Below are 24732 nucleotides of genomic sequence, written 5' to 3' on the forward strand. Positions count from 1 at the left end.
GCGGGTGTCCCGGCTCGTCGGTCTCTATTTGGTGGGGGGGTGGGGCGGGGGCCCCGGCGCCGAAGACCCCCCACCCCGCTCCGCTTCGCGGATCGACCCTCCCCACAAGGGGGAGGGTAAAACTCAATCCGAAACCGGCGTGTTCTCATCCACGTCGACGCGGAAATTGCCTTCGAGGATTTCGGCCTTCTTCTTCTCGACCAGTTCCTTGACGTCCGCCGGCAACGTCTTGTCGAACTTGTGGTAGGGCGCCAGGAACGAGCCGCCCTTGGCCATGCGCGAGAAATCGCCATAGTCCTGCGCGGTGAAGACGCCGGCCTTGACCAGTTTGATCGCCTGCTCGACCGTCGGATACATGTCCCAAACGGGACCGGTGATGACCGTGTCGGGGCCGAGGCTCGACTGGTCGGACATGTTGGAGATGGCAAGTACCTTCTTCTCCACCGCGGCTTCGATGACTCCGAAGCGCTCGGCATAGATGACGTCGGCGCCGGCGTCGATCTGCGCGACCGCCGCTTCCTTGGCTTTTGGCGGATCGAAGAACGAGCCGATGAAGGCGACCTTCTTCTTGATGTTCGGATTGACCTCCTTGGCGCCGGCGAAGAAGGCGTTGACCAGCCGGTTCACTTCCGGAATGCCCATCGCCGCGACGGCGCCGATCGTGCCCGACTTCGACATCTTGCCGGCGATCATGCCGGACAGATAGGCCGGCTCGTGGATCCAGTTGTCGAAGACGCCGAAATTGGGTTCCGCCGGCCCGGCGCCCGAGCCGAACAGAAAGGCGGTCTTCGGAAATTGCTTGGCGGTGCGACGCGATTCACGCTCGGCGGCGAAGGCATCGCCCAACACCAGCTGATAGCCGCCTTGCGCATATTCGCGCATGACGCGGCTGAAATCGGCGGTCTGCACCTTCTCCGACCATTTGTACTCGATGCCGAGTTCCTTCTCGGCCTTTTGCAGGGCGACATGGATCTGGTTGTCCCATGGCTCCTCGATCGGCGTGGCGAAGATCGCCGCCACCTTCAGCTTCTTATCCTTGCCGAAGGCAGCGCCCGGCAGCATGGCAGCGGCCAGGCCGAGCGCGCCCAGCTCCAGCACATTACGTCGCGAAAGCCCTTCGCGTGTCGAATTAGATTTGTTCTTCCGGTCTTCCATTTCGTGCCCCTCTGTTTGACAGCCGTGTCGAGCCGGCCGTTCTAAAAATCAGACAGGGAACTATGGAACGGGTCCGGACTTTTGTCCACGTGGTCAAATTTAACCACGCGCCGGATTCTTGATCTTGGCCGGCCAAGCGAGGACTGCTCGTCAGGTCCGCTCCAGCGCGACCGCGATACCCTGGCCGACGCCGATACACATCGTCGCCAGCGCATAACGGCCGCCGCGTTCGCGAAGCTCCAGCGCCGCCGTGCCGGATATACGCGCACCCGACATGCCCAAGGGATGGCCGAGCGCGATGGCGCCGCCATTCCGGTTGACGTGTTCCGCGTCCTCGGCGATGCCGAGCTGGCGCAGCACGGCGATGCCTTGCGAGGCAAAGGCTTCGTTGAGTTCGATGACATCGAACTGTTTTGGCGTCAGGCCAAGCCGCGCGCAGAGTTTCTGCGTCGCCGGCGCCGGGCCGATGCCCATGATGCGCGGCGCCACACCGGCGGCGGCCCCGCCGAGGATGCGGGCGATCGGGGTCAGGCCGTACTTCTTGATCGCGGCCTCCGAGGCGACGATCAGCGCCGCCGCCCCGTCATTGACGCCGGAGGCATTGCCGGCCGTCACCGTGCCGCCCTGCCGGAACGGCGTCGGCAGCTTGGCCAGCGCCTCGACCGTGGTTCCGGCACGAGGATGCTCGTCCTTGGTGACGACAACCGGATCGCCCTTGCGCTGCGGGATGGTCACTGCTGTGATTTCCTTCGCCAGGCGGCCACTGGCTTGTGCGGCGACCGCCTTGTCCTGACTGCGCACGGCAAAGGCATCCTGGGCCGCGCGGGAGATGGCGAACTCTTCTGCCACGTTCTCGCCGGTCTCCGGCATCGAATCGACGCCATATTGCTTCTTCATCAGCGGGTTGACGAAGCGCCAGCCGATGGTGGTGTCGTAGATCTCGGCGTTGCGCGAGAACGCCGTGTCGGCCTTGGGCATGACGAAGGGCGCCCGGCTCATCGATTCGACACCGCCCGCGATCATCAACTCCGCCTCGCCGGCCTTGATGGCGCGCGCGGCAATGGTCAGCGCATCCATGCCGGAGCCGCACAGGCGATTGACGGTCGAGCCTGGAACTTCCTTCGGTAGGCCGGCCAGCAGCAGCGCCATGCGCGCCACGTTGCGGTTGTCCTCGCCGGCCTGGTTGGCGCAGCCATAGACGACGTCGTCGACCGCCTGCCAGTCGATGCCGGGATTGCGCTCGACCAGCGCCCTCAGGGGTATCGCGCCAAGGTCGTCGGCGCGCACCGAAGACAGCGAACCGCCAAAACGGCCGATCGGCGTGCGGATGTAGTCGCAGATATAGGCCTCGGCCATGTCATGCAGCCTTTGCTTTTCCGGTTCCCTCATGCGCCGCCTTGGTGCGGGCCTGCAGGTCGCGCAATGTCTTGAGTTCGAGTTCGCTTGGCGCCGGCGTTTCGTCAAGCGTATCAGTGAACTTAACCACCCAGCCACAGCTCTCCTGCACCTGCTGGCGCGTGACGCCTGGATGCAGCGACACGACGGTGAATTCCTTGCTCACCGGATCCGGCTTCCAGATGGCGAGATCGGTGATCAGCAAGGTCGGGCCTGATGTCTCGATGCCAAGCCGTTTGCGATGATCGCCGCCCTCGCCATGGCCGAAGGAGGTGAAGAAGTCGATCTTTTCGACCATCCCTCGCTTGGTCTGCGCCATGGTGATGTAGATCTCCTTCGACGACGTCGCGATCTCCGGCGCGCCGCCGCCGCCGGGCAGCCGGGTCTTGGGATGAAAATAGTCGCCAATGACCGTCGTGTTGATGTTACCGAACTTGTCGAGCTGCGCCGCACCGAGGAAGCCGATCGAGATGCGCCCGCCCTGCAGCCAATAGCGGAACATCTCCGGCACCGCGACGGTGGTGACCGCGGTTTCGCACAATTCGCCGTCGCCGATCGACAGCGGCAGCACGTCGGGCGCGGTGCCGATCGTGCCGCTCTCGTAGATCAAGGTGATGTCGGGCGCATGCGTCAGCCGCGCCACGTTGCAGGCGGCCGATGGCGCACCGATGCCGACGAAGCAGACATCGTCATTCCGCAGCGCGCGGCTGGCGGCGATCGTCATCATCTCGTTCGGGGTGAAGCCCAAGCGGGTCTGATCGTCGCTCATGCCGCTTTCCTCAGATACTCGACCCGAGCAGCGAAATCGTCGGCGCTCTTCTCGATGACATTGGCCTGCATCCACGCCTGGAATTTCTCGCGGTCGGCGGCGATCTCGTCCCATTCGAGATAGGCCGCATTGTCGCGCGCATAATAGCCATGCGCGTAGGACGGATGCGAGCCGCCGGGCACGACCGATATCGCCGCGATCGTCCAGCGCGGCAGCACCGTCAGATTGGGGTGCAGATCGTCGAAATTGTCGACCACTTCCTCGACCGTCACCACCGCGCGTTTGGCCGCCAGTACTGCTTCCTTCTGGATGCCGATAATGCCTTCGACCAGCACATTGCCTTTCTTGTCGGCCTTCTGTGCATGAATGAAGGTGACGTCAGGCCGGATCGAAGGGACAGCCGCCAGCACCTCTCCGGTGAACGGACAGGTCACAGACTTGATGTTTGGATTGACCGCCGCCAGCCCGGCGCCGCGATAGCCGCGAAACACCGCGCAAGGCAGGCCGGCAGCACCCGCCTCATAGGCATTGGCCATACCGGCATGGCTATGTTCCTCGATTTCGAGCGGGCGCGGAAAGCCGTTCTCGATGGCATCGCGGGCGCGCCGCAGCAGGCCGACGCCGGGATTGCCGACATAGGAGAAGATGATCTTCTTCGCCATGCCCATGCCGATCATCTGGTCGTAGATCAGATCCGGCGTCATGCGGATCAGGGTCAGGTCGCGAAACCCCTGGCGGATCGCCTCATGCGCCGCCGCGGTCGGGATCAGATGGGTGAAGCCCTCGAAGGCGACCATGTCGCCATTGTTCAAATTCTCCGCCACGGCCTGTTTGAGCGGCAGGAACTTGACCATCGCGTCGGCTCCAAATTCAAAAAGTTCGTATTGCGAACATGTGTTCTATATGCGATACTTTTTACGCTCGGAGAGGGCATAGAGTCAATCCTGACGCCGATGCCGTTCTGCGGAGACAAGATGGGCGAAGAGGCTGTTTCCCGTGATCATGTCGGCTCGCTCGAGCGCGGCCTTGCCGTCATGGAGATCCTGGCCCGGCATCCCTCGGGTATGACGCTGACCGAAATGGCCGAGGAAGCAGGCCTGACCCGCGCCGGTGCCCGCCGCTTCCTGCTGACGCTGACCGCCACCGGCTTTGCAACACAGGCCGGCCGCGTGTTCTCGCTGTCGCCGCGCCTGCTGACGGTCGCCCGCACCTGGCTCGGTGGCGCCTCGCTATGGACCTTCGCCGCCCCCATCATGCGCGCGGTGGCGGCACAGCTGAACGAGGCCTGCTCGGCCGCGATCCTGTCGGGACAGGATGTCGTCTATGTCGCCCGTATTCCCGGTCGTCGTATCCTCAGCGTGTCGCTCGATGTCGGCACCAGACTGCCGGCCTATTGCACCTCGATGGGGCGCATCCTGCTTGCTGGCATGACGCCCCAGGAATTGGACGCATTTCTCGGCCAGGCAACGATCGAGAGGCGGACGCCGAAGACGATCACCGAAAAGCCGTTGCTGGCCGAGGCTATCGCGAAGGCGAAAGCGGCCGGCTTTGCCATCGTCGACGAGGAATTGGAGCTTGGCCTGCGCTCGATCGCCGTGCCGATCCGCGACCGCTCGGGAAGCACGGTCGCGGCAATCAACATCTCGACCCAGTCCGCCCGCTTCTCCGTCGCGGAGATGGAGCGGGAAATCCTGCCAGCGCTGCTTGGAGCCAGGCAGCGCATCGAGGATTTCTTTGTGGTTTAGTAAGGTATTCTCGCCCGCCAATCGCAACTGCCGCGGCATGCAAAGTCCATGCGTCGGCGGGCCAGCACCCCCCTCTGGCCTGCCGGCCATCTCCCCCGCAAGGAGGGAGATCGCTGTCATCTCAGCTTTCGCCAATCTCCGCCGATGTAGGTGGGCGCAGCGCTGAATCTGCCAATCTCCCCCCTTGCGGGGGAGATGTCCGGCAGGACAGAGGGGGGTGTGAAGGATCGCTAGGGGTACTATTTTGTGCCGTTGCAGCGCGGCCTCAATGCTTGATGCGATCCCGCATGGCGTACCACAGCATCCCCAGCACATAGAGCGGACCGCGCAGCGCCGTGCCGCCGGGGAACGGCATCGGGGTCAGCGTCGAGAACAGGTCGAGCCGCGAGGCGTCGCCGGTGATCGCTTCGGCCAACAGCTTCCCCGACAGCGTCGACAGGATGACGCCCTTGCCGGAATAGCCATGCGCGAAATAGACCTCGCCATAGTGCCCGACATGCGGCAGCCGCGACGTCGTCACCGACACCAGTCCGCCCCAGGCGTGATCGATGCGGCAGCCCTGAAGTTGCGGGAAGGTCTTTTCCATATGCGGCCGCACGAAGCCGGCGATATCCGCCGGCGGTGACGGGGTGTAGCGCTCGCCGCCGCCGAACAGCAGGCGTCCGTCCGCCGACATCCGGTAGTAGTTGACGACGAAGCGTGTGTCCGACACTGCGACATCGGCTGGGATGACATTGCGCTTGCCTTCCAGCGGCTCGGTGGCGACGATGTAGTTGCCGACCGGCATGATACGGCTGTTGACGCGCGGCTCCAGCCCACTGAGCAGCGCATCGCCCGCCAGCACGACATGTTTAGCGCGGACCGAACCCTTTGATGTCGAGACCCGGATCGAAGGCTCGCGCTCCAGCCGCACGGCAACCGAATTCTCGTGGATGGTGACGCCGGCAGCTATCGCGGTGCGGGCAAGGCCGAGCGTGTAATTGAGCGGATGCATGTGGCCGCCAAGCGGCTCGTACATCGCGCCGTGATAGGGCGTGTCGACCTTGCCGCGGGCTTCCGCCGCCGAAAGGATTTCGGCATGCGGAAACTTCATCACCGTGGCCAGGCACTCGGCCTCCTCCTCTAGATCCCTAAGATCGGAGCCGTTGACCGCGCCGACGAGATGGCCGGTCAGCCTGAGATCGCAATCGATGGCATGGCGCTCGATGATATCCAGCACCAGCCCGCGCGCCTCGAAGGCGAGATCGAACAACGCCTTTGCCCGCTCGGGCCCGTAGAGCTTGACCAGACCCTTGGCGCCCTTGCGCAGGCCGGGGATCATCTGGCCGCCATTGTGCCCCGAGGCGCCCCAGCCGATCTTGCCGCCCTCGAGCAGCACCACCTTCAATCCGCGCTCGGCGGCGTGAAGGGCGGCTGACAGCCCGGTGCAGCCGCCGCCGACCACCACCAAATCGGCGTCGACATCTCCCACCAGCGCCGGATGGTCCGGCGATGGATTGGCGGTGGCGACATAGTAGGATCTGCCGATATCGAGGCCCGAATTGAAACCCGTTGAACTGGAGGCCATCATCACACCTTGAGCAGCAGGTGGTCGCGTTCCCAACTCGTCACGACGCCCTGGAACAGGTCGAGTTCGACGCTCTTGACGCGCAGATAGGTCTGGAAGAAATCCTCGCCGAGCAGCGCCCGCACCGGGTCGCAAGCAGCGAAACGGTCAAGCGCCTCCTCCATGGTCTTCGGCAGCGTGCTCTTGATCTTATAGGCATTGCCAGACGCCTCGGTCGACCGCGCCAGTTTCTGTTCGACGCCGAGATAGCCGGCGAGCAGCGAGCCGGCGATCGCCAGGTAAGGATTGGAATCGGCACCCGGCAATCGGTTCTCCACCCGCCGCGCGGCGCGGCCACCAGCCGGCACGCGCAAGCCGCAGGAACGGTTGTCATGCGACCATTCGATGTTGGCCGGCGCGCTGTGGTTCGGCCTTATGCGGCGGAACGAGTTCACGTTCGGCGCGAACAGCAGCATGATTTCCGGGACATATTTCTGCAGGCCACCGATGAAATGACCGAACATTTCGGTGTCGGCATCGTCGCCGCCGGCAAACAGCGTCTTGCCGGCCTCGTCGATGATGGACATGTGCAGATGCATCGAACTTCCCGCCTGTGCCGCGATCGGCTTGGCCATGAAGGTGGCATGCATGCCGCTTTGCTGTGCGGCCTGGCGCGTCAACCGCTTGAACAGCAGCACCTTGTCGGCCAGCGGCAGCGCATCGCCATGCAGGAAATTGATCTCCAGCTGCGCCGTGCCCGATTCATGGATCAACGTGTCGAGCGGCAATCCGGCCGCCGCCGCATAATCATAGATGCGGCGGATCACCGGCTCGAACTCCTCGAGTGCCACCATGTCATAGGGATGCTGCACGGTTTCAGCCCGGCCGTTGGCGCCGATCGGTGCGGTCAACGGCTGGTCGGGATCGGGATTGGGCGCGGTGAGATAGAATTCGAGCTCCGGCGCCACCACCGCCCGCCAGCCGCGCTGGCGGTAGAGATCGAGCACGGCCCGCAGCGCATGGCGCGGCGAGGCCATCCAGGGCCGGTCGTCCATGTGGAAGGCATCGGCGAAGACATAGGCCTTGCCAGCAGCGGCGCCGGGCGCGAGGCAGAGCGTCGAAACATCAGGCACCATGCGCATGTCCGGGTCCGAATAGGCAAAACCCTCGTCGATCGCGCCGGAATAGCGGCCGTCGATGCTGACCAGGAAGGCGCTGCTCGGCAAATAGAGCGCGCGGTCTTCCAGCGCCTGGAGGAATTTGGCCACCGGCAAGGCCTTGCCGCGCAGCACGCCGTTCATGTCGGGCACCAGGCACTCGACCTCGTTGATGCCGTGCAGGGCCAGCCAGCTTTTCGGATCGGCGTTGTTCAGGGCGGAGCTATTCGTCGTGATTTGGTCAGGCATTTCGTTCATGTCCGTATCAGAGAGAGTATGGCTTGCGCGGCCACATCCGTTCCAGGTTTCAGCACCATTTGGGCTGCATTCCGCTTCAGGCGGGCGCGCATGGGGTCATCGGCCAGCAGGCCGAGAATGGCTTTCTCCAATACTCCTTCGGTCCAGGCATCACGGTCGATATGGTCACCAACGCCGGTCTCGCCGGCACGGCGAGCATTGTCATGCCCGGCCCCCGGTCGGGCGCCTCTCGCACGCAGCGCCTGCGCGAAGCCGACACAATTCAACGCTGGTTCGAAACTCGCTTCGGGAAACAGCGCGATGGTCGGGCTGGCTTTACGCGTCAATTAATCCTCGTCATTCCGGCCGGCTGATCATGCCGAACAGCGCTATGGTCGCGGGTTGCGGGAGAGCCGCAGACGAATGCGAAGCAGATCGGCAGCCAACTCATACTGCCGGCTTTCAAGATGGTCGAGTATATTCAGGTGTTCGCGCAGCGATTGCTGCAACCGGAAGACGTCGACGATGTCACGGTCGATGTCGGCCGGTGCGGTGCAGGTGTCAGAACTCGCAGGCAGTGACCGCCTTCGTAGACTGGTTGAAGACGGCCGGGCTGGGACCCAGCCCGATCATGGCTGCGAAACAGCAATGCCGCCGGGCGAGACCCGGCGGCATCCTTGACTGGCTACTGCCGTTTCGGCGACGATTCGCTACGGCGTCGTTTCCGCTTCAATCGCGGCCGCCGTCTGGTCGATCTTGTCGGCAAGGACGCCTTGGGCCCAGGCGGTGACATCGGCATCGACGGGCTTGTTGGCCATGTCCGTCAGCGCCGCGTCGAGCGATGCATCATCGGTGCCGGTCGCTGCCGCCGTCGCCGCGTCATTGGCGGCGGCGACCTCTGCCTCCTGGGCGGTGATTTCGGCCTGCAGATCCGTTATCTTCCCAGGCAAGGCCGCCTGATCTTCGGGCGTCATGGCCGCAATCTGTTCGGCCGTCAGCGACGTCAAGGCGCTCAACTGCGAATTCAGCGCATCCAGCTTATCCTGAGCCGCCTCAGCTGCGGCCTGGGCGACCTTGGCTTTCGCGGACTGCGTCACGAAAGCCTGGATGGCGGCGAACTTCTTGCTCTTGGAGTTCATGTAGGCGTTGATGTTGCGCTGCAGCGAATTCAGCCGGCCAAGCTTGGCGTGGATGTTCTTCTCCTTGGACACGGACGAGACCTTTGCGGTCTTATCGACCGTGGAGTCGTCCGCTTCGGCCTTGGCCACTTGCCCAGGAGCCGACGACTTGCCGTGCGAAGCGCCGCTGTTGCCATGGCCGTTGCCACCACCGTGGCCATTTCCACCCCCATTGCCGTTGCCGCCGCCGTGCCCGTTGCCGCCGGCTCCGGCTATCGCCGGAGACGCCAGAAGCGCCAATGCGGCAAGCGCCGCGAACAGAGTCTTTCGGTTTGTCATGGTAACCTCCTCGGGGAATCGCCACCCTTCGCCCAACCGCTAGGCGACCGTCGTATGAGGAATTACTAATTGTACAGAGTAAACTTTAGACAAATGCGGTCTCAATACGCGAGCTGGCAACCGTCAAGACTCGTAACCATTTGATATTATAGGAAAATCTACGCTCGTGGACCGCCGTGGCACTGAAGTCCCATGCCGATCGGACCATAGTCCTGGCTACCGACCGGCAGCAGGGAAAAGTCGTGGGGCAGTGTATCGGAAAGGCGCTGAAATAAAGGGCCTGGCGGCGAGATCATAGTCTCAGCCGATGCTTTCGCCGCCATCGATCACCAGCGCCTGGCCGGTCATGAAAGAGGAGCGGTCGGAGACGAGGAACAGGATCGCTTCGGCGATCTCTTCGGCGCTGGCCCAGCGCCCCATCGGGATCTTGGTGCGGACATAGGTTTCGATCGCCTCGCGGCCGCCCATCTGGGCGATGAACGGTTCGTTGAACGGCGTGTCGACCCAGCCTGGGCAGAGCGCGTTGACGCGGACATTGTACCGGGCATAGTCGAGCGACATCTGCCGCGTCATCGCCACCACCGCATGTTTGGAGGTGGCGTAGGCGATCATCTCGCGGTCGTAGAACACGCCGGAATTGGAGGCGGTGTTGAGGATGACACCGCCGCCTCGTGCGACCATCGACGGCATGACCAACCTCGCCGCCAGGAACTGCGCCCGCACATTGACCCGCCACGAGGCATCCATGCCTTCGGTCTCGACTTCGGTCAGCGTGCCGCCGACCTGGATACCGGCGTGATTGTGCAGGATGTCGATGCGCCCATGCCTGTCAAGCGTGCCGGCAACGAGTTGCTCGACCGCCGCGTCCTCCGCGACATCGGTCGCGATCGCCTCGGCCTGCCCGCCCAATGCCCGGATATCCGAAGCCGTTGCTTCGCCAGCGGCCTCATCCCTGTCGGCGATGACGACCACCGCGCCTTCCCTGGCCATGATCATGGCGCCGGCGCGCCCGATGCCGGAGCCGGCGCCTGTCACCACGGCGATGCGGTCTTTGAGGATCATGATGCGACTTTCAGTTCGATGGTTTGCGCTGGCGCAGCTGCCATTGGGCAAGCACCACAATCAGCACGGAGGCGACGAGCACGATCGTCGCGATAGCATTGATTTCCGGAGTTACCCCGCGCCGGATCGACGCGAAGACATAGATCGGCAGCGTCGTCTGCGCGCCGGCGACGAAGAAGGCGACGATGAAATCGTCGAAGGAGAAGGTGAAGGCGAGCAGGAAGCCGGCGACGACCGCCGGCATGATCTGCGGCAGCACGATCGACCGGAACGTCGTCAGCGGCGTGGCGTAGAGATCGCTCGAGGCCTCGACCAGATTGCGGTCGAGGCTGCCGAGGCGCGTGCCGACGATCATCGTCACCAGCGCCATGGAGAACAGCCCGTGCGCCGCGATGATCGAACCATAGCCGAGCGCCAAGCGCGGCGGTTTGTCATCGGGCCAGATCGAGGCGAGAAACGGGTTGACGACCGTAAACAGCTGGACGAGCGCGACCAGCGTCGAGATGCCGATGACGACACCCGGAACGACGATCGCGGCACCCAGAAGCGCATCGAAGATAGCACGGGTCCGCACGCCGACGCGCGCCTGGCCGAGCGCGGCCGCGGTGCCGCATAACGCCGCCAGCGACGCACTGGTGGCGGCGATGAACAGGCTGTTCTTCAGCGCTTCGACCAGGAACGGGTTTGCCAGCGCCTTGCCATACCATTGCACCGAAAAGCCGGTGAACTCGCTCGCATGGTGACCGGCGTTGAAAGAGAACAGCACGACCAGTGCGATCGGCAGATAAAGGAAGGCGAAGACGGCAATGACGAAGGCGCGCATCAGATCAGATCCACCCGGCGCGCGCCCGAAACCCGGGTCGAGATGCGGTTGGCGGCAATCAGCACCACCACCGAGACCAGCACCAGCGTGATCGCGATGGCCGATCCGAACGGCCAGTTGCGCGACTGCAGGAACAGGTCGACCAGCGCATTGCCGATGAAGAACACCTTGCCGCCGCCGAGCAGCGTCGGGATCAGATATTCGCCGAGCAGCAGGATCATCACCAGCGAGAAGCCGGTCATCACGCCGGGCAGCGACAGTTTCAGGGTCACGCCGAGGAAAGTCGAAATCGGTGTTGCACCGAGATCGGCGGAGGCTTCAAGCAGCCGGCGGTCGAGCCGCTCGAGGCTGACATAGATCGGCAGGATCATCAGCGGCAGATAGCCATAGACGATGCCGAGCAGCACCGCGCCCGGCGTGTTGATCAGTCTGACATCCTCGAACCCGATATAGGCGAGCAATGCCGGAATGCCGCGCCCGCCCAGCACATACATCCAGGCATAGGTCCGCATCAGAAGGCTGGTCCAGAACGGAATGACGACCAGCGCCAGCAGGATCAGCCGCCAGCGCTGCGGCGCCTGCAAGGCAAGGTAATAGGCAACCGGATAGGCGACGAGCAGGCAGGCGAGCGCCCCTACGGGCGCCAGCACCATTGTGTTCCAGAAGGCGGTCGCCCGCGCTGGAAGATTGGCATATTGAGCGAAAGTAAAAGCCGCCTGATAGCCGCCTTCCGGCGCCCGTTCGCCGACGCTGAATACAGCGATGGCGATGAACGGCAGCACCAGAAACACCACCAGCCACGCGGCCGCCGGACCGAGCAGCATGGCGGTCAGAAGGTTCTTGCGAAGACGGCTGCCGTGCATGGAGAGATTGCCCCGGTGCCGGCGGGAATGAACCCGCCGGTCAAGTTATCTGAGTCGAATTTGAGGCCGCGCGGTTCAGGCCGACTTGAAGCGCGCCATCAATTCGGCACGGCCGGGATCGGTCAGCGTTGCCGCCGCGCCGAATTCCAGCGGCGTCAACAGGTCCGCCGCCGGATAAAGGATCGGATTGTCGAGCACCTCCTTCGGCAGCAGCTTGTTGACCCGCGCATCGGTCGATGGCGCACCATTGGCCAGATGCTCCTTCACCGCCACCTGCGGGTTCATCAGGTAGTTGAGCAGAGCGTAACCGGCGGGCTTGTTCGGCGCGTCCTTCGGGATGGCGTAGAAGTCGGTCCAGATCTCGCCGCCTTCCTTGCCCAGCACATAGGCGATCTCGGGAATGTCGCGATGCAACTGCGCGCCATCGTTCGTCCAGCACATGGTCATCCAGGCGTCACCAGCGCGCATTCCCGGCTGGTAGTCGGATGAAACCGCGAACAGATGCGGCTTGACCTTCAGCAGCAGTTCCTCCGCCTTGGCTAGTTCGTCTGATTTGAGCGAGTTGAACGAGTAGCCGTAATATTTCAGGGCATTGCCGATCGTGGTGAGCTGGTAGTCGTGCACCATGGTGCGGCTGTCGCCTTCCGCCATGGCGGTGTCCCAGAACTCCTTCCAGCTGGTCATCGGCTTGGTCAGCTTCTTGGTGTTGACGGCAAAGCCGGTGGTGCCCCAGTTCTTCGGTACGGCGTAGGCCACTCCGTCGATCGTGCCTTCCCCAGTGAAGCGCGGGTCTTCCTGCGAGCCGTCGAAATTCGGCAGCTTCGCCATCTCCAGCGGCTCGATGATGCCGAGCTTCTTGTAGGTCGAGATCGTGTAGTTGGTCGGCACGAAAAGGCTCCAGCCCGAGGCGCCCGCCTGCAGCTTGGCCAGCATCTCCTCGTTGGAGCCGAACACGTTGACCTCGACGGCAACCCCAGTGTCCTTCTTGAAATTTTCGAATGTCGCCGGGTCATGATAATTCGGCCAGGTGGCGATCGACATGCGGTCGCCAAGGCTTTCAGCGGCAAAGGCCGGCGTCGGCATGATTCCGATCTCGCGCGCCATCACCGCCGTCGCGATGCCAAGGCCGGTGAGGCCAAGGAAATCGCGGCGGCCGATCGAGCCGCGCTTCAGACGCATCAGCTGGTCGACAAACTTCTCGGGGCTTATCGGCAGTCCATCACGATATGATTTCGACATGTTTATCTACCCTCTGGTTGGTCCCGTTGTTCTTGGGGTCCGGAAACGCCAGCGGCGTTCCGGAGGTAAAGCCGATGGCGACGGGTTCACCCGGCTTGAAGAGATTGCCGTGGCCGATCAGATGATCGGCCTTGGCGAGCAGCGTTCCAATGCCCTGGACCTCGATCGCGTATTCCGCTGTCGAACCCAGGAAAATCCGATTGCGGACGATGCCTTTGAAGCGGCCGCTTCCTGAAGTGCCGAGACTGAGCGATTCAGGACGAAGGCTGACCGACACGGCCTCGCCTTGCTGCAAGGCGGTGCGCTTGCGCGCGGCAATCACGGTGCCGTCCGCTAGCGCCACCTCCACCAGATCGCCCGTATGCCCGGCGACCTTGCCGCTCAAGAGGTTGGTCTTACCGACGAAGTCAGCGACGAACAGGTCGGCCGGCTCGTCATAGATCTCGCTCGGCTGTCCGAGCTGGACGATACGGCCGCCATTCATGACGCAGACGAAATCGCTCATCGACAGCGCTTCCTCCTGGTCGTGGGTGACCAGCACGAAAGTGATGCCGATCTCGCGCTGCAGGTTCTGCAGCTCGATCTGCATGTCGGTCCGCAGCTTCTTGTCGAGCGCCGCCAGCGGCTCGTCGAGCAGCAGCACCGCCGGCTTGTTGACCAGCGCGCGTGCCAGCGCGACACGCTGCTGCTGGCCACCGGACAGTTCGTGGATCTTGCGACGGCCATAGCCGGCAAGCCGCACCATTTCGAGCGCCTCGCCGGCTCTCAGGCCGATCTCGCGCGACGACAACCGCGGCCTTGCCTGGCGCAGCCCGTAGGCGACGTTGTCCTCGACATCCAGATGCGGAAACAGCGCGTATTGCTGGAACACCATGTTGACCGGCCGCCGGTAGGGCGGCGTGCCGGCCATATCCTGGCCGCGAATGAACACCTGGCCTTCGCTCGGCTGTTCGAAACCGCCGATCATGCGCAGGCAGGTGGTCTTGCCGCAGCCGGACGGCCCGAGCAGAGCGACGAAAGCGGATGGCGGGACGGCAAGATCGATGCCGCTCACTGCCGTCACGCTGCCATAGCGCTTTGTGACGCCGCGAAACTCGATGTCGGGCACTGCGGTCAAAGGCTGCGGACTCCCCGGGGCAATTTCAAGACGCTACCAGAGCCAATGCCGGCTAGTATATACCTCGCAGGTGGTATATCTGATCTATTTTCTCGTTTAAGGGGGTATGGATTGTCCCGCAGCGACGAATACAGCCGGCTCGCCACGCTGGTCGCGGCAACGCGAGAGACCAGCGGCGACCTGTTCGGCCAGGCGCTGGTCGATTGGCTGCGGCAGCATGTCAGCTTCGATCACTGCGTGATCTTCGGCTATCGCGGCGCCTCGCGCCCGCCTCTGCTCTTCGAGACGTTCTCGCCAGCCGAAAGCCACGTCTTCGTCGCGCTCTATCAGGAGGGGCCGTATCTGCTCGACCCGTTCCATCACGCGGCGGTCGAGCGCAAGGAAGGGTTCTGGCGCATGCGCGAACTGGCGCCGGACCGCTTCTACGCCAGCGAGTATTTTCGCTCCTACTACAGCCAGACCAGGCTGGCCGAGGAGGTCGGCTTCTTCGTGCCGCTGCCCGGCAAGGATGCGCTGGTGCTCTCACTGATGCGGCTGCGCGCCTCGGGCCCGTTCGGCACCGCCGATGCCAGATTGTTGCGCGACATGGCGTCGGCGGTGATCAGCTTCGCCAGGTTGCGCTGGCCCGCCCTTCCGGCCGACGAACCGGCGGAAGTGAAGCAGGACGAGACGATAGCGTCCGTCAACGAATTCGATCGCGCCCATATCTGGCAGAGCCTGTCGCTGACGCCGCGCGAAAAGCATGTCGTCGACCTAGTGCTGCAGGGGCACTCCACCGAGTCGATCGCCCGGGCCATGCGCATCGTGCCGGGAACCGTGAAGGTCCATCGCCGCAACATCTACCGCAAGCTCAAGATCAAGTCGCAGGCCGGCCTCTTCGCCCGCTTCGTCGAGATCATCGACGCGCGGATCCGATAATTCCTCCGGCCTTGAACCACCGCTCGATCAGGCTGTTGCGCCGGCTTCCCAGGAACCCGTCTCGGCCATTGTCTTGAGCAGTGGCGCCGGCTTGAAAATGTCCTTGCCGGTGCGCTGATGCCAGTACTCGAGCCGCTCGATAATCTTGCCCGCCCCTTCGAGACCGGCCCAGAACATCGGGCCGCCCTTGCCGATGGGAAAGCCGTAGCCATTGACCCAGACGACATCGATGTCGGACGCGCGGGCCGCGATCCCTTCTTCCAGGATCTTCGCGCCCTCGTTGATCAGGGGATAGAGCGTGCGCTCGATGATTTCTTCCGCACTGATCGCGCGCGGAGCGATGCCCTTTTCGTCCGCCTTGGCGCGGATCAGCGCCTCGACTTGCGGGTCCGGAACCGGTGTGCGCGAACCGTTCTCATAGAGATAAAACCCCTTGCCGGTCTTCTGGCCGAACCGTCCCTGCTCGCACAGCGTGTCGGCGATGACGGCTGTCTGGCCGCGCGCCTTGCGGTTTCGCCAGCCAATGTCGAGGCCGGCCAGATCGCCCATCTGGAACGGCCCCATCGGCCAGCCGAAATCGGTGAACGCCTGGTCGATCTGGCGCGGTGTGGCGCCTTCCAAAAGAAGCGCTTCCGATTCCGAACCACGCGCCGCCAGCATGCGGTTGCCGACGAAACCATGGCAGACGCCGACGACCACGGCCACCTTGCCGATCCGCCGCGCCAGGTCGACGACGGTCGCCAGTGCATCGGGCGCGGTCTTGTCGGCCCGCACGATCTCCAGCAGCTTCATGACATTGGCCGGCGAGAAGAAATGCAGCCCGACCACATCCTGCGGCCGTGAGGTCGAGGCGGCGATTTCGTCGATGTCGAGATAGGATGTGTTGGTGGCGAGGATCGCACCGGGCTTCGCCACCGCTTCGAGCTTGCCGAACACCTCCTTCTTGACCGCCATGTCCTCGAACACCGCCTCGACGATCAGGTCGCAATCGGCGAGGTCGGCATAGTCGGTGGAACCTGTGAACTGGGCGAGCCGCTGGCGCTTGGCATCTTCGGTCAACGAGCCGCGCGTGACGGACACCGAGTAGTTCTTGTCGATGGTCGCCAATCCGCGCTGCAACGCCTCGTGGCTGGTTTCCAGGAGGATGACGGGGTAGCCGCCATTGGCGAAGGCCATGGCGATGCCGCCGCCCATCGTGCCGGCGCCGATGACGCCGACGCGGGCGATCCTGCGCTTGACGACATCCTTGGCCGAAATCTTCGCCGCCTCACGCTCGGCGAAGAACAGATGGCGCTGCGCTCGCGACTGGTCGCTGGCGACCAGTTTCACGAACAGCGCGCGCTCCGCCGCCAGCGCCGTGTCGAAGGGCAGCGTGACGGCATTGCGCACCGACAGTGCGCAGGCGATCGGCGCATCGAGGCCGCGCGCCTTCCTGGCAAGATCCGCCGCCTCGGCGTCGAGAGCCGCCAGGTCGGTCTCCTTGAGCCCGTCATCGCGATCGCGCACCGGGGTGAAGGGGCCACCCTTGCGGGCTAGCTCCCTGGCAAAGTTGACGGCATGCGTGGTCAGATCGCCTTCGAAGACGGCATCGACCAGACCGGCGGCATGCGCCTCGGTCGCACTGATCGGGGCACCGGAAACGATCATCTTCAAGGCCTTCAGCGCGCCGACAAGGCGCGGCAGCCGCACCGTGCCGCCGCCGCCTGGCAAGAGACCAAGCTTCACCTCCGGCAGGCCGAGCTTGGCGCCGGTATCGGCAACGCGAAAATGGCACCCGAGCGCCAATTCCAGGCCGCCGCCAAGCGCGGTGCCATGAATGGCGGCAACGGTCGACTTGGTGATCGATTCCAGTGTCGCCACGATGGCGCGCAGATCGGGCTGCTGCACCGGCTTGCCGAATTCGGTGATGTCGGCCCCGGCGACAAAGGTCCGGCCGGCGCAAACGATGACGACGGCAGCAACCGACGCATCGTCGCGCAGCTCAACCAGCGCCTGCATCAGCGGTTCGCGAAGGTGGAAGCTCAGCGCATTGACCGGCGGATTGTCGATGGTGACGATGGCGACACCGCCATCGCGGTTGATCCTGAGGAAATCGGACAAGCAAAACCTCCCAGCACTAATCAGCAGCCATGGCCGCGCAAGCCGGATTTACAGCGCCATGGCGCGGATGGGAACCGGATGCCGGCCTGGCACAATGATTAGCCGTTCGAGGTGCCTGGCCGCCATCATCTCCGAAAGTAGCGATCCTTCACACACCCCCTCTGCCCTTCCGGGCATCTCCCCCGCAAGGGGGGAGATTGGACGTCGCCTCGGCTTTCGCCAATCTCCAACGCTGTAAGAGTGAGCGAGGCGCTAAGGCTGCCAATCTCCCTCCTTGCGGGGGAGATGTCCGGCAGGACAGAGGGGGGTGCTGTCCCGCCAGCATCGACGTTTATCCCACCACCACCTCACCGCAGCGCCTTCTGCCCGCCCGCCGCCGTAATCACCCCGACGATAATCAGCCCTGTCAGCAGCAATCGCACGCCGGCGCTGACGCCGAAGGTGTTGAGCATGGTCAGCAAAAGCACCAGGAACAGCGCCGCGCCCCAGACACCGGGGACATTCGCCTTGCCGCCGGCCACCGACGTACCGCCGATGACGACGACGGCGATCGAAGCCAGCAGGTACTCGTTGCCGATGTCGACATTGGCGCCGCGGAAATAGCCGGCGAGCAGCGCGCCGTCGATGCCGCCGAGCGCGCCCGACAGCGTGTAGGTTAGGAAGCGTATGCGGCCGACATTGACGCCGGCGAGCCACGCGGCACGGATGTTCTGGCCGATCGCCAGCACCGAGCGGCCATAGATCATGCGCTGCAGGGCGATGGCCGCACCGATGGTGAACAGCACGGTGAGGATCGCCAGCACCGGAATGCCCAGCACCTGCCAGTTGGCGAAATCGGCGAAGCCCGGCGGCGGCTTGATCTGCAGCCCGCGCCCATAGCTGATGTCGATCGACTGGATGATGAAGCTGGCCGACAGCGTTGCGATGATCGGCGGAATGCGCAGCGCCCAGATCAGCAGATAGTTGACGGCGCCGACCGCCGCACCACAGGCAAGCGCCGCCAGCAGCCCGACCGCGATCATGGCGTCGTTGCCGTCCATCACCTTCATGGCGACGGCGCTGGCGAGGCCGATATTGGCCGGCAGCGACAGGTCGACATTGCCCGGGCCGAGCGTGATGACGAACATCTGCCCGACACCGACGATGACAGTGAACACCGCAAGCGACAGGGCGGCGGTGACCATGCCGCCTCCGCCGTACCCGCCGGTGAAGACGATCGTCGCCAGCCAGACCAGAAGCGCGCCGAGAAAAGACCAGATCCAGGGTTTGTTGAGCAGCGATTTCACCGATGCCATCGCTCACCTCTCCCTGCGGCTGATCAGCACCCGCGCCGCCAGCACGATGATCAGGATGGCGCCGTTGGCGGCCACCTGCCAGTCGGGTGGGATATGCATGAAGGTGAGCAGCGGAGAGGCCGCCAGCGCCAGCGTCAGCGCGCCGATTACCGCGCCGATCGGCGACACCCGCCCGCCGACGAACTCGCCGCCGCCGAGGATGACGCCGGCGATCGCCAGCAGCGTGTAGCCATTGCCGATATTGGCGTCGGCCGAGGTGGTGATGCCGATCAGCGCCATGCCCGACAGCACGCCGAACAGGCCGGCCAACGAAAACAGCACGATCTTGGTCTTGAGCAGCGACCAGCCGGCGCGGCCGAGTGCCGCCGGATTGCCGCCCGAGCCGCGCAGGATCACGCCATAGGAGGTGCGCATGAGGCCGAAATGAACGATGAGCCCGATCAGCAGCGCGGCGATGATCGGGAACGGCACGAAAGGCGGCTTGAACGCCATCAGCCCAAGCAGCCAGTCCGGCGCCTTGCCGCCTGGTTTGGGCAGAATGAGAATCGCCAACCCCTGCCAGACGAAGCTCATGCCGAGCGTCACCACGATCGAAGGCAGGTTGCGCAGATGGATCAGCGCGCCGAGCAGCGCATAGACGCCGATCGACCCGAGCAGGATGACGACGCCGATGAGCGGCGCGTCCTTCAGCCAGGTCGCGGTGACGCAGCCGACGAAGCCGACGAAAGTGCCGATCGACAGGTCGAGCTCGTTACCTGATATGACGAACATCTGCGCGATCGTCGCCAGCGCGATCGGGATCGCCAAATTGAGCATCAAGCTGAAGCCGAAATAGCTGATGGCGCGCGGGTTGAGCCAGGCGATGGCAAGCAGCACCAGTGCCAACGACAGCGCCGGCAGCAGCCCGCGCAACAGGCGGGCGCGGGCCAGCGCGCCACGCTCGGCGGAAGTCCTGGCAGCGGTTTCGAGACTGGCGGCCGTCATCTCAGGCCGCATCGCCGAACGAGGATTGGATGATCTTCTCTTCCGTCAACTCGTCGCGGCGCAGATTGGCGACGATGCGGCTGTTCTTGAAAACATAGATGTGGTCGCAATTGTCGAGCTCTTCGGTTTCGGTGGTGTACCAGAGGAAGGTACGGCCGCGGCCTGCTTCCTCGCGCACGAGGTCGTAGACTTCCAGCTTGGTGCCGATGTCGACGCCGCGCATCGGATCGTCCATCAGCACGATCTGTGCATCCGAGCCGAGGGCGCGGGCAAACAACGCCTTCTGCTGGTTGCCGCCCGATAGCGAGAAGATGTTGTTGTTCATGTCCGGCGTGCGGATGCCGATCTTCTTTTGCCAATATGCAGCAAGCTCCGCCTCGCGCTGCGGCGAGATCAACAGCCCGTTGCGCAGGCGCGCCAGCGAGCGGATGCCGATGTTTTGCGCGATCGACCATTGCGGAAAAATGCCGTCCGCCTGGCGGTCGCCGGCGACCAGTGCCACCGGTGCCGTCACCTCGATGCCGGTCCGGGCGCGCGACGCCGCCGCGAAGATCGCCAGCAGCAGATCGGTCTGGCCATGGCCGGCCAGCCCGGCAAGGCCGATGATCTCGCCGGCGCAAGCGACAAGGTCGGTACCGTCCTTCTGCGCGGCGGGCCGCGCCCGAACCCGCAGCGGGCTGGCGCCGATCTTGGCGGCAGCGATTTCGGCGGCGATCTTCTGGCGCGCTTCCGCTCCGCCCATCGCCGTCACCAGCCGGTCGCGGTCGAAGGCACTGGCGGCGTCTGCGACAACCACCTTGCCGTCGCGCATCACCACGATGCGGTCGGCGTTGCGCAGCACCTCGCCCAGCACATGCGAAATCAGGATGCAGCTTTTGCCGCCGGCGACGAAGCGGCGCACGAAGGCCAGCAGCTGGCCAGCCGTATGCGCGTCCAACGACGATGTCGGCTCGTCGAGGATGACGAGGTCAAGCCGATCCTGAGTGACCGTGAACGCGCGCGCCACCTCGACCATCTGGCGTCGGCCAATGGAGAGATCGCCGACAATGTCCGACGGCGAAATGCTGTGGCCCGGAAAAATCTCGTCGAGCTTGGCCGCGATCAGATCCGCCGCCTTGCGCCGCCAGCCGAGCCCGCGCAGCGAAGCATGGTTGATGCGCGTGTTCTCGGCGACGCTGAGATTGGGGCACAGCGACAGCTCCTGGAACACGCAGCGTATGCCGAGCTGCTGCGCCCGCGACACCGAGTAGTTGTCCTCGGTGCCGCCATGCACGCCGATCTGCCCGCTGTCGGGCACCAGCGTGCCCGCCACCATGTGCATCAGCGTCGATTTGCCGGCGCCATTGTGGCCGACGAGACCGACGCATTCACCGGGCCCGACGCGAAAATCGACGCCGCCCAGTGCGCGAACGGCGCCGAAATGCTTTTCGGCGCCGTTCAGTCTGATGATGTCAGCGTTCCCTTCAGGCATGCTCAACGATATCCGCTCGGCGATACGGACGGCAACGCTGCCGTGATGCTCACTTGATGTTGGCTTTGATGGCCGCGATTGCATCTTCCTGCGTGTATTCGTGGCTGGCAACGCCACCCTTGGGGATCTTCGGCAGCTCGGCCTCGAAATCGTCTTGGGTGAAGGCCAGATACGGCACCAGCAGATCGTGCGGAATGTCCGTGCGGCCGTCGAGCACCTGCTGCGCCACCCAGAAGGCGAGCGACGACACGCCGGGCGCGATCGAGGCCGACCAGGTCTGGTAGCCGTCCTTGTCCTTCTGTTCCTTCCACCACTGCAGTTCGTCCTGCCGATTGCCCATGATGATGGTGGGGCGCGGCTTGCCGGCGGCGGCGAAGGCCTGTGCCGCGCCATAGCCGTCACCGCCCTGGTCGACGATGCCGACGATCTCGGGCAGCGACGGCAGGATGGTCGCCACCGCCTTCTGCGCCGTCGTCTGATCCCAGTCGCCGGTCACCGAACCGACGATCTTGAACTCGGGATGGGCGGCAACGCCTTCAAGGATGCCGGCATGAATGGCATCGTCGATCGAGGTGCCGGCGAGGCCGCGGATTTCCAGCAGGTTGCCGCCCTTGGGCTGGAACTTGGCCATCTGCTCGACTTCCTGCTTGCCCATGTCCTTGAAGTCGACGACGACGCGGTAGGCGCAAGGTTCGGTGACGGTGCCGTCGAAGGAGACGACGACGATGCCGGCGTCGCAGGCCTGCTTGATGGCGCCGTTGAGCGCATCCGGCGAGGCGGCGTTGATGACGATCGCGTCATAGCCCTGCAGGATCAGGTTCTGCACCTGCGCCGCCTGCGTCGGCACTTCCTTGTCGGCGGTGGTGAAGATGTCGGCCGCGCCGACGATCTTGTCGGCGACCGCCTTCTTGGTGACGATGCCATAGCTGTCGAGCATGGCCTGCCGCCAGGAATTGCCGGCATAGTTGTTGGAAAAGGCGATCTTCTTGCCACTGGTGTCGGCCAGCGCCGTGCCCGAGGCGAGCATTGCCGCCAGAGCGCCCAGAACGAACAGTTTCTTCATGTCGTAATCCTCCCAGATGTGTTGACTGCTGCAATTCCCGCCGGCTTTGACCCCGGCCTCACTCCCAACTCTGATTTGAGCACGAATTGTCGCGGGCTCAAAACAGTCTCAATCCCGGCACGCGCACCCGGAGCCGGTACAATGACGTCGACGCGGTAATGTAGAGGCTTTGAAGGTCGTCGTCGCCGAAGGTAAAATTCGCGCAATCTTCGGGCGTCCGGATGACGCCAAGAATGCCGCCCGACGCGTCAAAGACATGGATGCCGCCGGGCCCGGTGCAGTAAAGGTTGCCGCGACTGTCGATCTTCATGCCGTCGGGCGCTCCCGGTCCGTCGCCCTCGGTCACCGCCCACACCGCGCCGCCATTGAGATCGCCATTCGCTTCGACGCCGAACACCCTGATGTGTCCGCGTTCGGTGTCGTTGATGAACAGCCGCGACTCGTCCAGCGAGAAGCAAAGCCCGTTCGGCTGGACGAAATCGTCGGCCAGCAATGTCAGTTGTGCGCCGTCCCCATCGACGCGGTAGACACCCTGGAACGGCAGTTCCTGAGGGCGTGGCACGCCATAGAACTCCACCCGGCCATAGCCCGGATCGGTGAAATAGATCGATCCGCCGGTGGCAATAACAATGTCGTTGGGGCTGTTGAGCTGCTTGCCCTTGTGGTGTGTGGCAAGCACCGTCACGCTGCCGTTGGCCTCGGCGCGGGTCACGCGGCTCGTCGCGTGCTCACAGGTGACCAGCCGCCCGTGGCGGTCCAACGTGTTGCCGTTGGCCTTGTGGCTCGGCTCGCGGAACAGCTCGATCTCGCCCGCCACGCCACGGCGATACATGCGGCTTTCCGGAATGTCCGAGAAGACCAGCCATTTCTCGTAGGGGTGCCAGGCCGGCCCTTCGAGGAAGCCGAAGCCGCTCGCCAGCGTTTCGATCGCTGCATCGCCAACGACATCGTCGAAGCCGGAATGGCGGGCGCGCGCCGAAACCGACATCACTGGCTCCCGGCGGCGCCGACAGTCGTTCGAACCCGCATGGCGACGAATGACATGAGCGCTCTCCCGATATGGTCTTTTTATGGGTCGAGCGTAGTTGCGGTGCCGGCATGGCGATACGGGTCAAAGCGCACGGCCGACTGTGCGTTTGCACAGTCGCAAAGGGCCCAATTGCGGCGTAGCGATAGCGGCAATAAGCCCGATAGAATTGGCGAACACCTTGTCAAATCGGGTTGCGACGCGGCGACGTCGGACTAGGGCCGGCGAACACCCAGCAAAAACGCGGTCAATGTTGCGCTCGCGCACGCCACCGCCACGAGCGCGACCACGCCAGCAGAGTTGGACTTTTGCCCTGCGCGAAACGCGTCGCGCCGCGCGGGTAAAGCACTGTGAACCAAGGCCTTCAGATCGGACCTGCTGCCGTGCCGAACTGAATAGGCGCGCGTGAACTCGGCGCCGAGAAGGAAGATTTCCGATGAGTAGTAAACCCAGAGCAGTATGACGAGCAGTCCACCGGCGGCGCCATACGAGGACGCAATCGCGCTGGTTCCGATATACCAGCCGACCAGCGATTTTCCCAACGTGAACAGGGCAGCCGTCACAACAGCACCGATCCCTACATCGCGCCATTCCAGGGTTCGATCGGGCAAAACTTTGTAAATGGCGGCGAACATCAGGGAGATCAGGGCAAACGAAACGACGCCGTTGATCGCGCCGAGTATGATCGTTCCGAACGGCAGATGGACGTTGATAAAGTCGCCCAGCGCCGAAATCGCGGCGCTTGCTATGAGAGAGACCAGCAACAGGAACCCGAGCGCGGCCACCAACCCCAGACTGGCGGCTCGTGCCCGCACCAGACGCGACAAGGAGTTGCCCTGTGGTTCAACCTTCCAGATTGTGTTCAACGACTGCTGCATTTCACCAAAGACGCCAGACGCGGCCACCAACAAGGTGACGAGCCCGATGACCGCGGCCCAGGTCCCGTACAGCTTGCTGGATGCATTTTCCAGCGCAGCCTGGAGGAGATCGGCGCTTTCCGGCCCCATCAGCCCGGAGATCTGGGCCGACAAAGCCAGTTGCGCGGCGTCATGACCGAAGACGAGACCAGCGACAGCAACCACGATCAGCAAAATCGGCGCCAGCGAGGTGGCGGCATAGAAAGCCATCGCGGCACCATGACTAAGAGCATTGTCGTTGATGAAGCCGGCTACGCTTTCACGCACCAAGTGCCACGAATTTGTGATTGAGGGTCGCACTTCGGGTCCGCGGGCAGTGGGTTGGAACGGCGTTCATTAGCAATGCACCAGACCTTCCGATGTTCCGGTCTGGCGCGCCGCTGGTTCAGGAA

22 protein-coding genes are annotated in these 24732 nt (G+C 63.9%); 2 read left to right on the plus strand and 20 right to left on the minus strand.

The features are described from left to right. Positions 1-123: 123 nt before the first annotated feature. The 4 genes from NKH19_RS09145 to NKH19_RS09160 all read right to left on the minus strand — a co-directional run bounded on the left by NKH19_RS09145 (position 124) and on the right by NKH19_RS09160 (position 4173). The gene (locus NKH19_RS09145) at positions 124-1155 is read right to left on the minus strand and encodes a BMP family protein (RefSeq protein WP_352866160.1); all 1032 of its coding nucleotides are present in this window, start codon (positions 1153-1155) and stop codon (positions 124-126) included. Positions 1156-1305: 150 nt separating this feature from the next. Further along, positions 1306-2511 (minus strand): 3-oxoadipyl-CoA thiolase, encoded by a 1206-nt coding sequence (gene pcaF, locus NKH19_RS09150; protein WP_352866585.1) that lies wholly within the window; start codon positions 2509-2511, stop codon positions 1306-1308. A gap of 1 nt (position 2512) precedes the next feature. Continuing rightward, entirely contained in the window at positions 2513-3319 is an 807-nt protein-coding gene (locus NKH19_RS09155) for a CoA-transferase subunit beta (protein WP_352866162.1), read from the minus strand. Then, positions 3316-4173 carry a CoA transferase subunit A gene (locus tag NKH19_RS09160; protein ID WP_352866165.1) on the minus strand — a complete coding sequence of 286 codons (858 nt, stop codon included), beginning with the start codon at positions 4171-4173 and terminating at the stop codon, positions 3316-3318. The genes NKH19_RS09155 and NKH19_RS09160 overlap by 4 nt, the downstream gene beginning before the upstream one ends. Before the next feature lie 120 nt (positions 4174-4293). Between NKH19_RS09160 and NKH19_RS09165 the strand changes: the two genes are divergently transcribed. Continuing rightward, the gene (locus tag NKH19_RS09165; RefSeq protein WP_352866167.1) at positions 4294-5064 is read left to right on the plus strand and encodes an IclR family transcriptional regulator domain-containing protein; all 771 of its coding nucleotides are present in this window, start codon (positions 4294-4296) and stop codon (positions 5062-5064) included. 265 nt (positions 5065-5329) lie between these two features. Here the strand turns inward: NKH19_RS09165 and NKH19_RS09170 are convergent, their stop codons facing one another. The 9 genes from NKH19_RS09170 to NKH19_RS09210 all read right to left on the minus strand — a co-directional run bounded on the left by NKH19_RS09170 (position 5330) and on the right by NKH19_RS09210 (position 14565). Further along, positions 5330-6634, minus strand: a complete 1305-nt coding sequence (locus tag NKH19_RS09170) for an NAD(P)/FAD-dependent oxidoreductase (RefSeq protein ID WP_352982097.1) — start codon at positions 6632-6634, stop codon at positions 5330-5332. After that, positions 6634-8016 carry a glutamine synthetase family protein gene (locus NKH19_RS09175; protein ID WP_352866172.1) on the minus strand — a complete coding sequence of 461 codons (1383 nt, stop codon included), beginning with the start codon at positions 8014-8016 and terminating at the stop codon, positions 6634-6636. The genes NKH19_RS09170 and NKH19_RS09175 overlap by 1 nt, the downstream gene beginning before the upstream one ends. A 5-nt stretch (positions 8017-8021) precedes the next feature. After that, complete coding sequence (locus tag NKH19_RS09180; protein WP_352866174.1) at positions 8022-8351, minus strand: hypothetical protein; 330 nt, start codon at positions 8349-8351, stop codon at positions 8022-8024. Positions 8352-8714: 363 nt separating this feature from the next. After that, positions 8715-9461 carry a hypothetical protein gene (locus NKH19_RS09185; RefSeq protein ID WP_352866176.1) on the minus strand — a complete coding sequence of 249 codons (747 nt, stop codon included), beginning with the start codon at positions 9459-9461 and terminating at the stop codon, positions 8715-8717. A 300-nt stretch (positions 9462-9761) separates the two neighbouring features. Continuing rightward, the gene (locus tag NKH19_RS09190; RefSeq protein WP_352866178.1) at positions 9762-10523 is read right to left on the minus strand and encodes an SDR family NAD(P)-dependent oxidoreductase; all 762 of its coding nucleotides are present in this window, start codon (positions 10521-10523) and stop codon (positions 9762-9764) included. A 10-nt stretch (positions 10524-10533) separates the two neighbouring features. Beyond that, positions 10534-11346: an ABC transporter permease gene (locus NKH19_RS09195; RefSeq protein ID WP_352866181.1), complete on the minus strand. Its 813-nt coding sequence runs from the start codon at positions 11344-11346 to the stop codon at positions 10534-10536. Further along, a complete protein-coding gene (locus NKH19_RS09200) occupies positions 11346-12209 on the minus strand; it encodes an ABC transporter permease (RefSeq protein WP_352866184.1) in 864 nt (287 codons plus the stop codon). Before NKH19_RS09200 ends, NKH19_RS09195 begins: the two co-directional genes overlap by 1 nt. A 75-nt stretch (positions 12210-12284) precedes the next feature. Next, the gene (locus NKH19_RS09205) at positions 12285-13448 is read right to left on the minus strand and encodes an ABC transporter substrate-binding protein (protein WP_352866187.1); all 1164 of its coding nucleotides are present in this window, start codon (positions 13446-13448) and stop codon (positions 12285-12287) included. Next, on the minus strand, positions 13429-14565 hold the full coding sequence (locus NKH19_RS09210) for an ABC transporter ATP-binding protein (RefSeq protein WP_352866190.1): 1137 nt from the start codon (positions 14563-14565) through the stop codon (positions 13429-13431). The genes NKH19_RS09205 and NKH19_RS09210 overlap by 20 nt, the downstream gene beginning before the upstream one ends. Positions 14566-14676: 111 nt before the next feature. Here NKH19_RS09210 and NKH19_RS09215 point away from each other — a divergent pair, with 111 nt between their 5' ends. Beyond that, entirely contained in the window at positions 14677-15483 is an 807-nt protein-coding gene (locus tag NKH19_RS09215; protein WP_352866192.1) for a LuxR C-terminal-related transcriptional regulator, read from the plus strand. 27 nt (positions 15484-15510) lie between these two features. Here NKH19_RS09215 and NKH19_RS09220 read toward each other — a convergent pair whose 3' ends face one another. From NKH19_RS09220 to NKH19_RS09250, 7 genes are all read right to left on the minus strand, one after another. Next, positions 15511-17583, minus strand: a complete 2073-nt coding sequence (locus tag NKH19_RS09220) for a 3-hydroxyacyl-CoA dehydrogenase NAD-binding domain-containing protein (RefSeq protein WP_352866194.1) — start codon at positions 17581-17583, stop codon at positions 15511-15513. Positions 17584-17930: 347 nt separating this feature from the next. Beyond that, positions 17931-18878, minus strand: a complete 948-nt coding sequence (locus NKH19_RS09225; RefSeq protein WP_352866197.1) for an ABC transporter permease — start codon at positions 18876-18878, stop codon at positions 17931-17933. Between the two features lie 3 nt (positions 18879-18881). Beyond that, entirely contained in the window at positions 18882-19862 is a 981-nt protein-coding gene (locus NKH19_RS09230; RefSeq protein ID WP_352866199.1) for an ABC transporter permease, read from the minus strand. A 1-nt stretch (position 19863) separates the two neighbouring features. Next, complete coding sequence (locus tag NKH19_RS09235; RefSeq protein ID WP_352866202.1) at positions 19864-21333, minus strand: sugar ABC transporter ATP-binding protein; 1470 nt, start codon at positions 21331-21333, stop codon at positions 19864-19866. 49 nt (positions 21334-21382) lie between these two features. After that, positions 21383-22396: an ABC transporter substrate-binding protein gene (locus tag NKH19_RS09240; protein ID WP_352866203.1), complete on the minus strand. Its 1014-nt coding sequence runs from the start codon at positions 22394-22396 to the stop codon at positions 21383-21385. 97 nt (positions 22397-22493) lie between these two features. Then, entirely contained in the window at positions 22494-23384 is an 891-nt protein-coding gene (locus tag NKH19_RS09245) for an SMP-30/gluconolactonase/LRE family protein (RefSeq protein ID WP_352866205.1), read from the minus strand. A 254-nt stretch (positions 23385-23638) separates the two neighbouring features. Continuing rightward, the gene (locus tag NKH19_RS09250) at positions 23639-24640 is read right to left on the minus strand and encodes a YihY/virulence factor BrkB family protein (protein WP_502910891.1); all 1002 of its coding nucleotides are present in this window, start codon (positions 24638-24640) and stop codon (positions 23639-23641) included. Positions 24641-24732 lie beyond the last annotated feature (92 nt).

The organism is Mesorhizobium sp. M1338, assembly GCF_040318045.1.
Classification (GTDB): domain Bacteria; phylum Pseudomonadota; class Alphaproteobacteria; order Rhizobiales; family Rhizobiaceae; genus Mesorhizobium.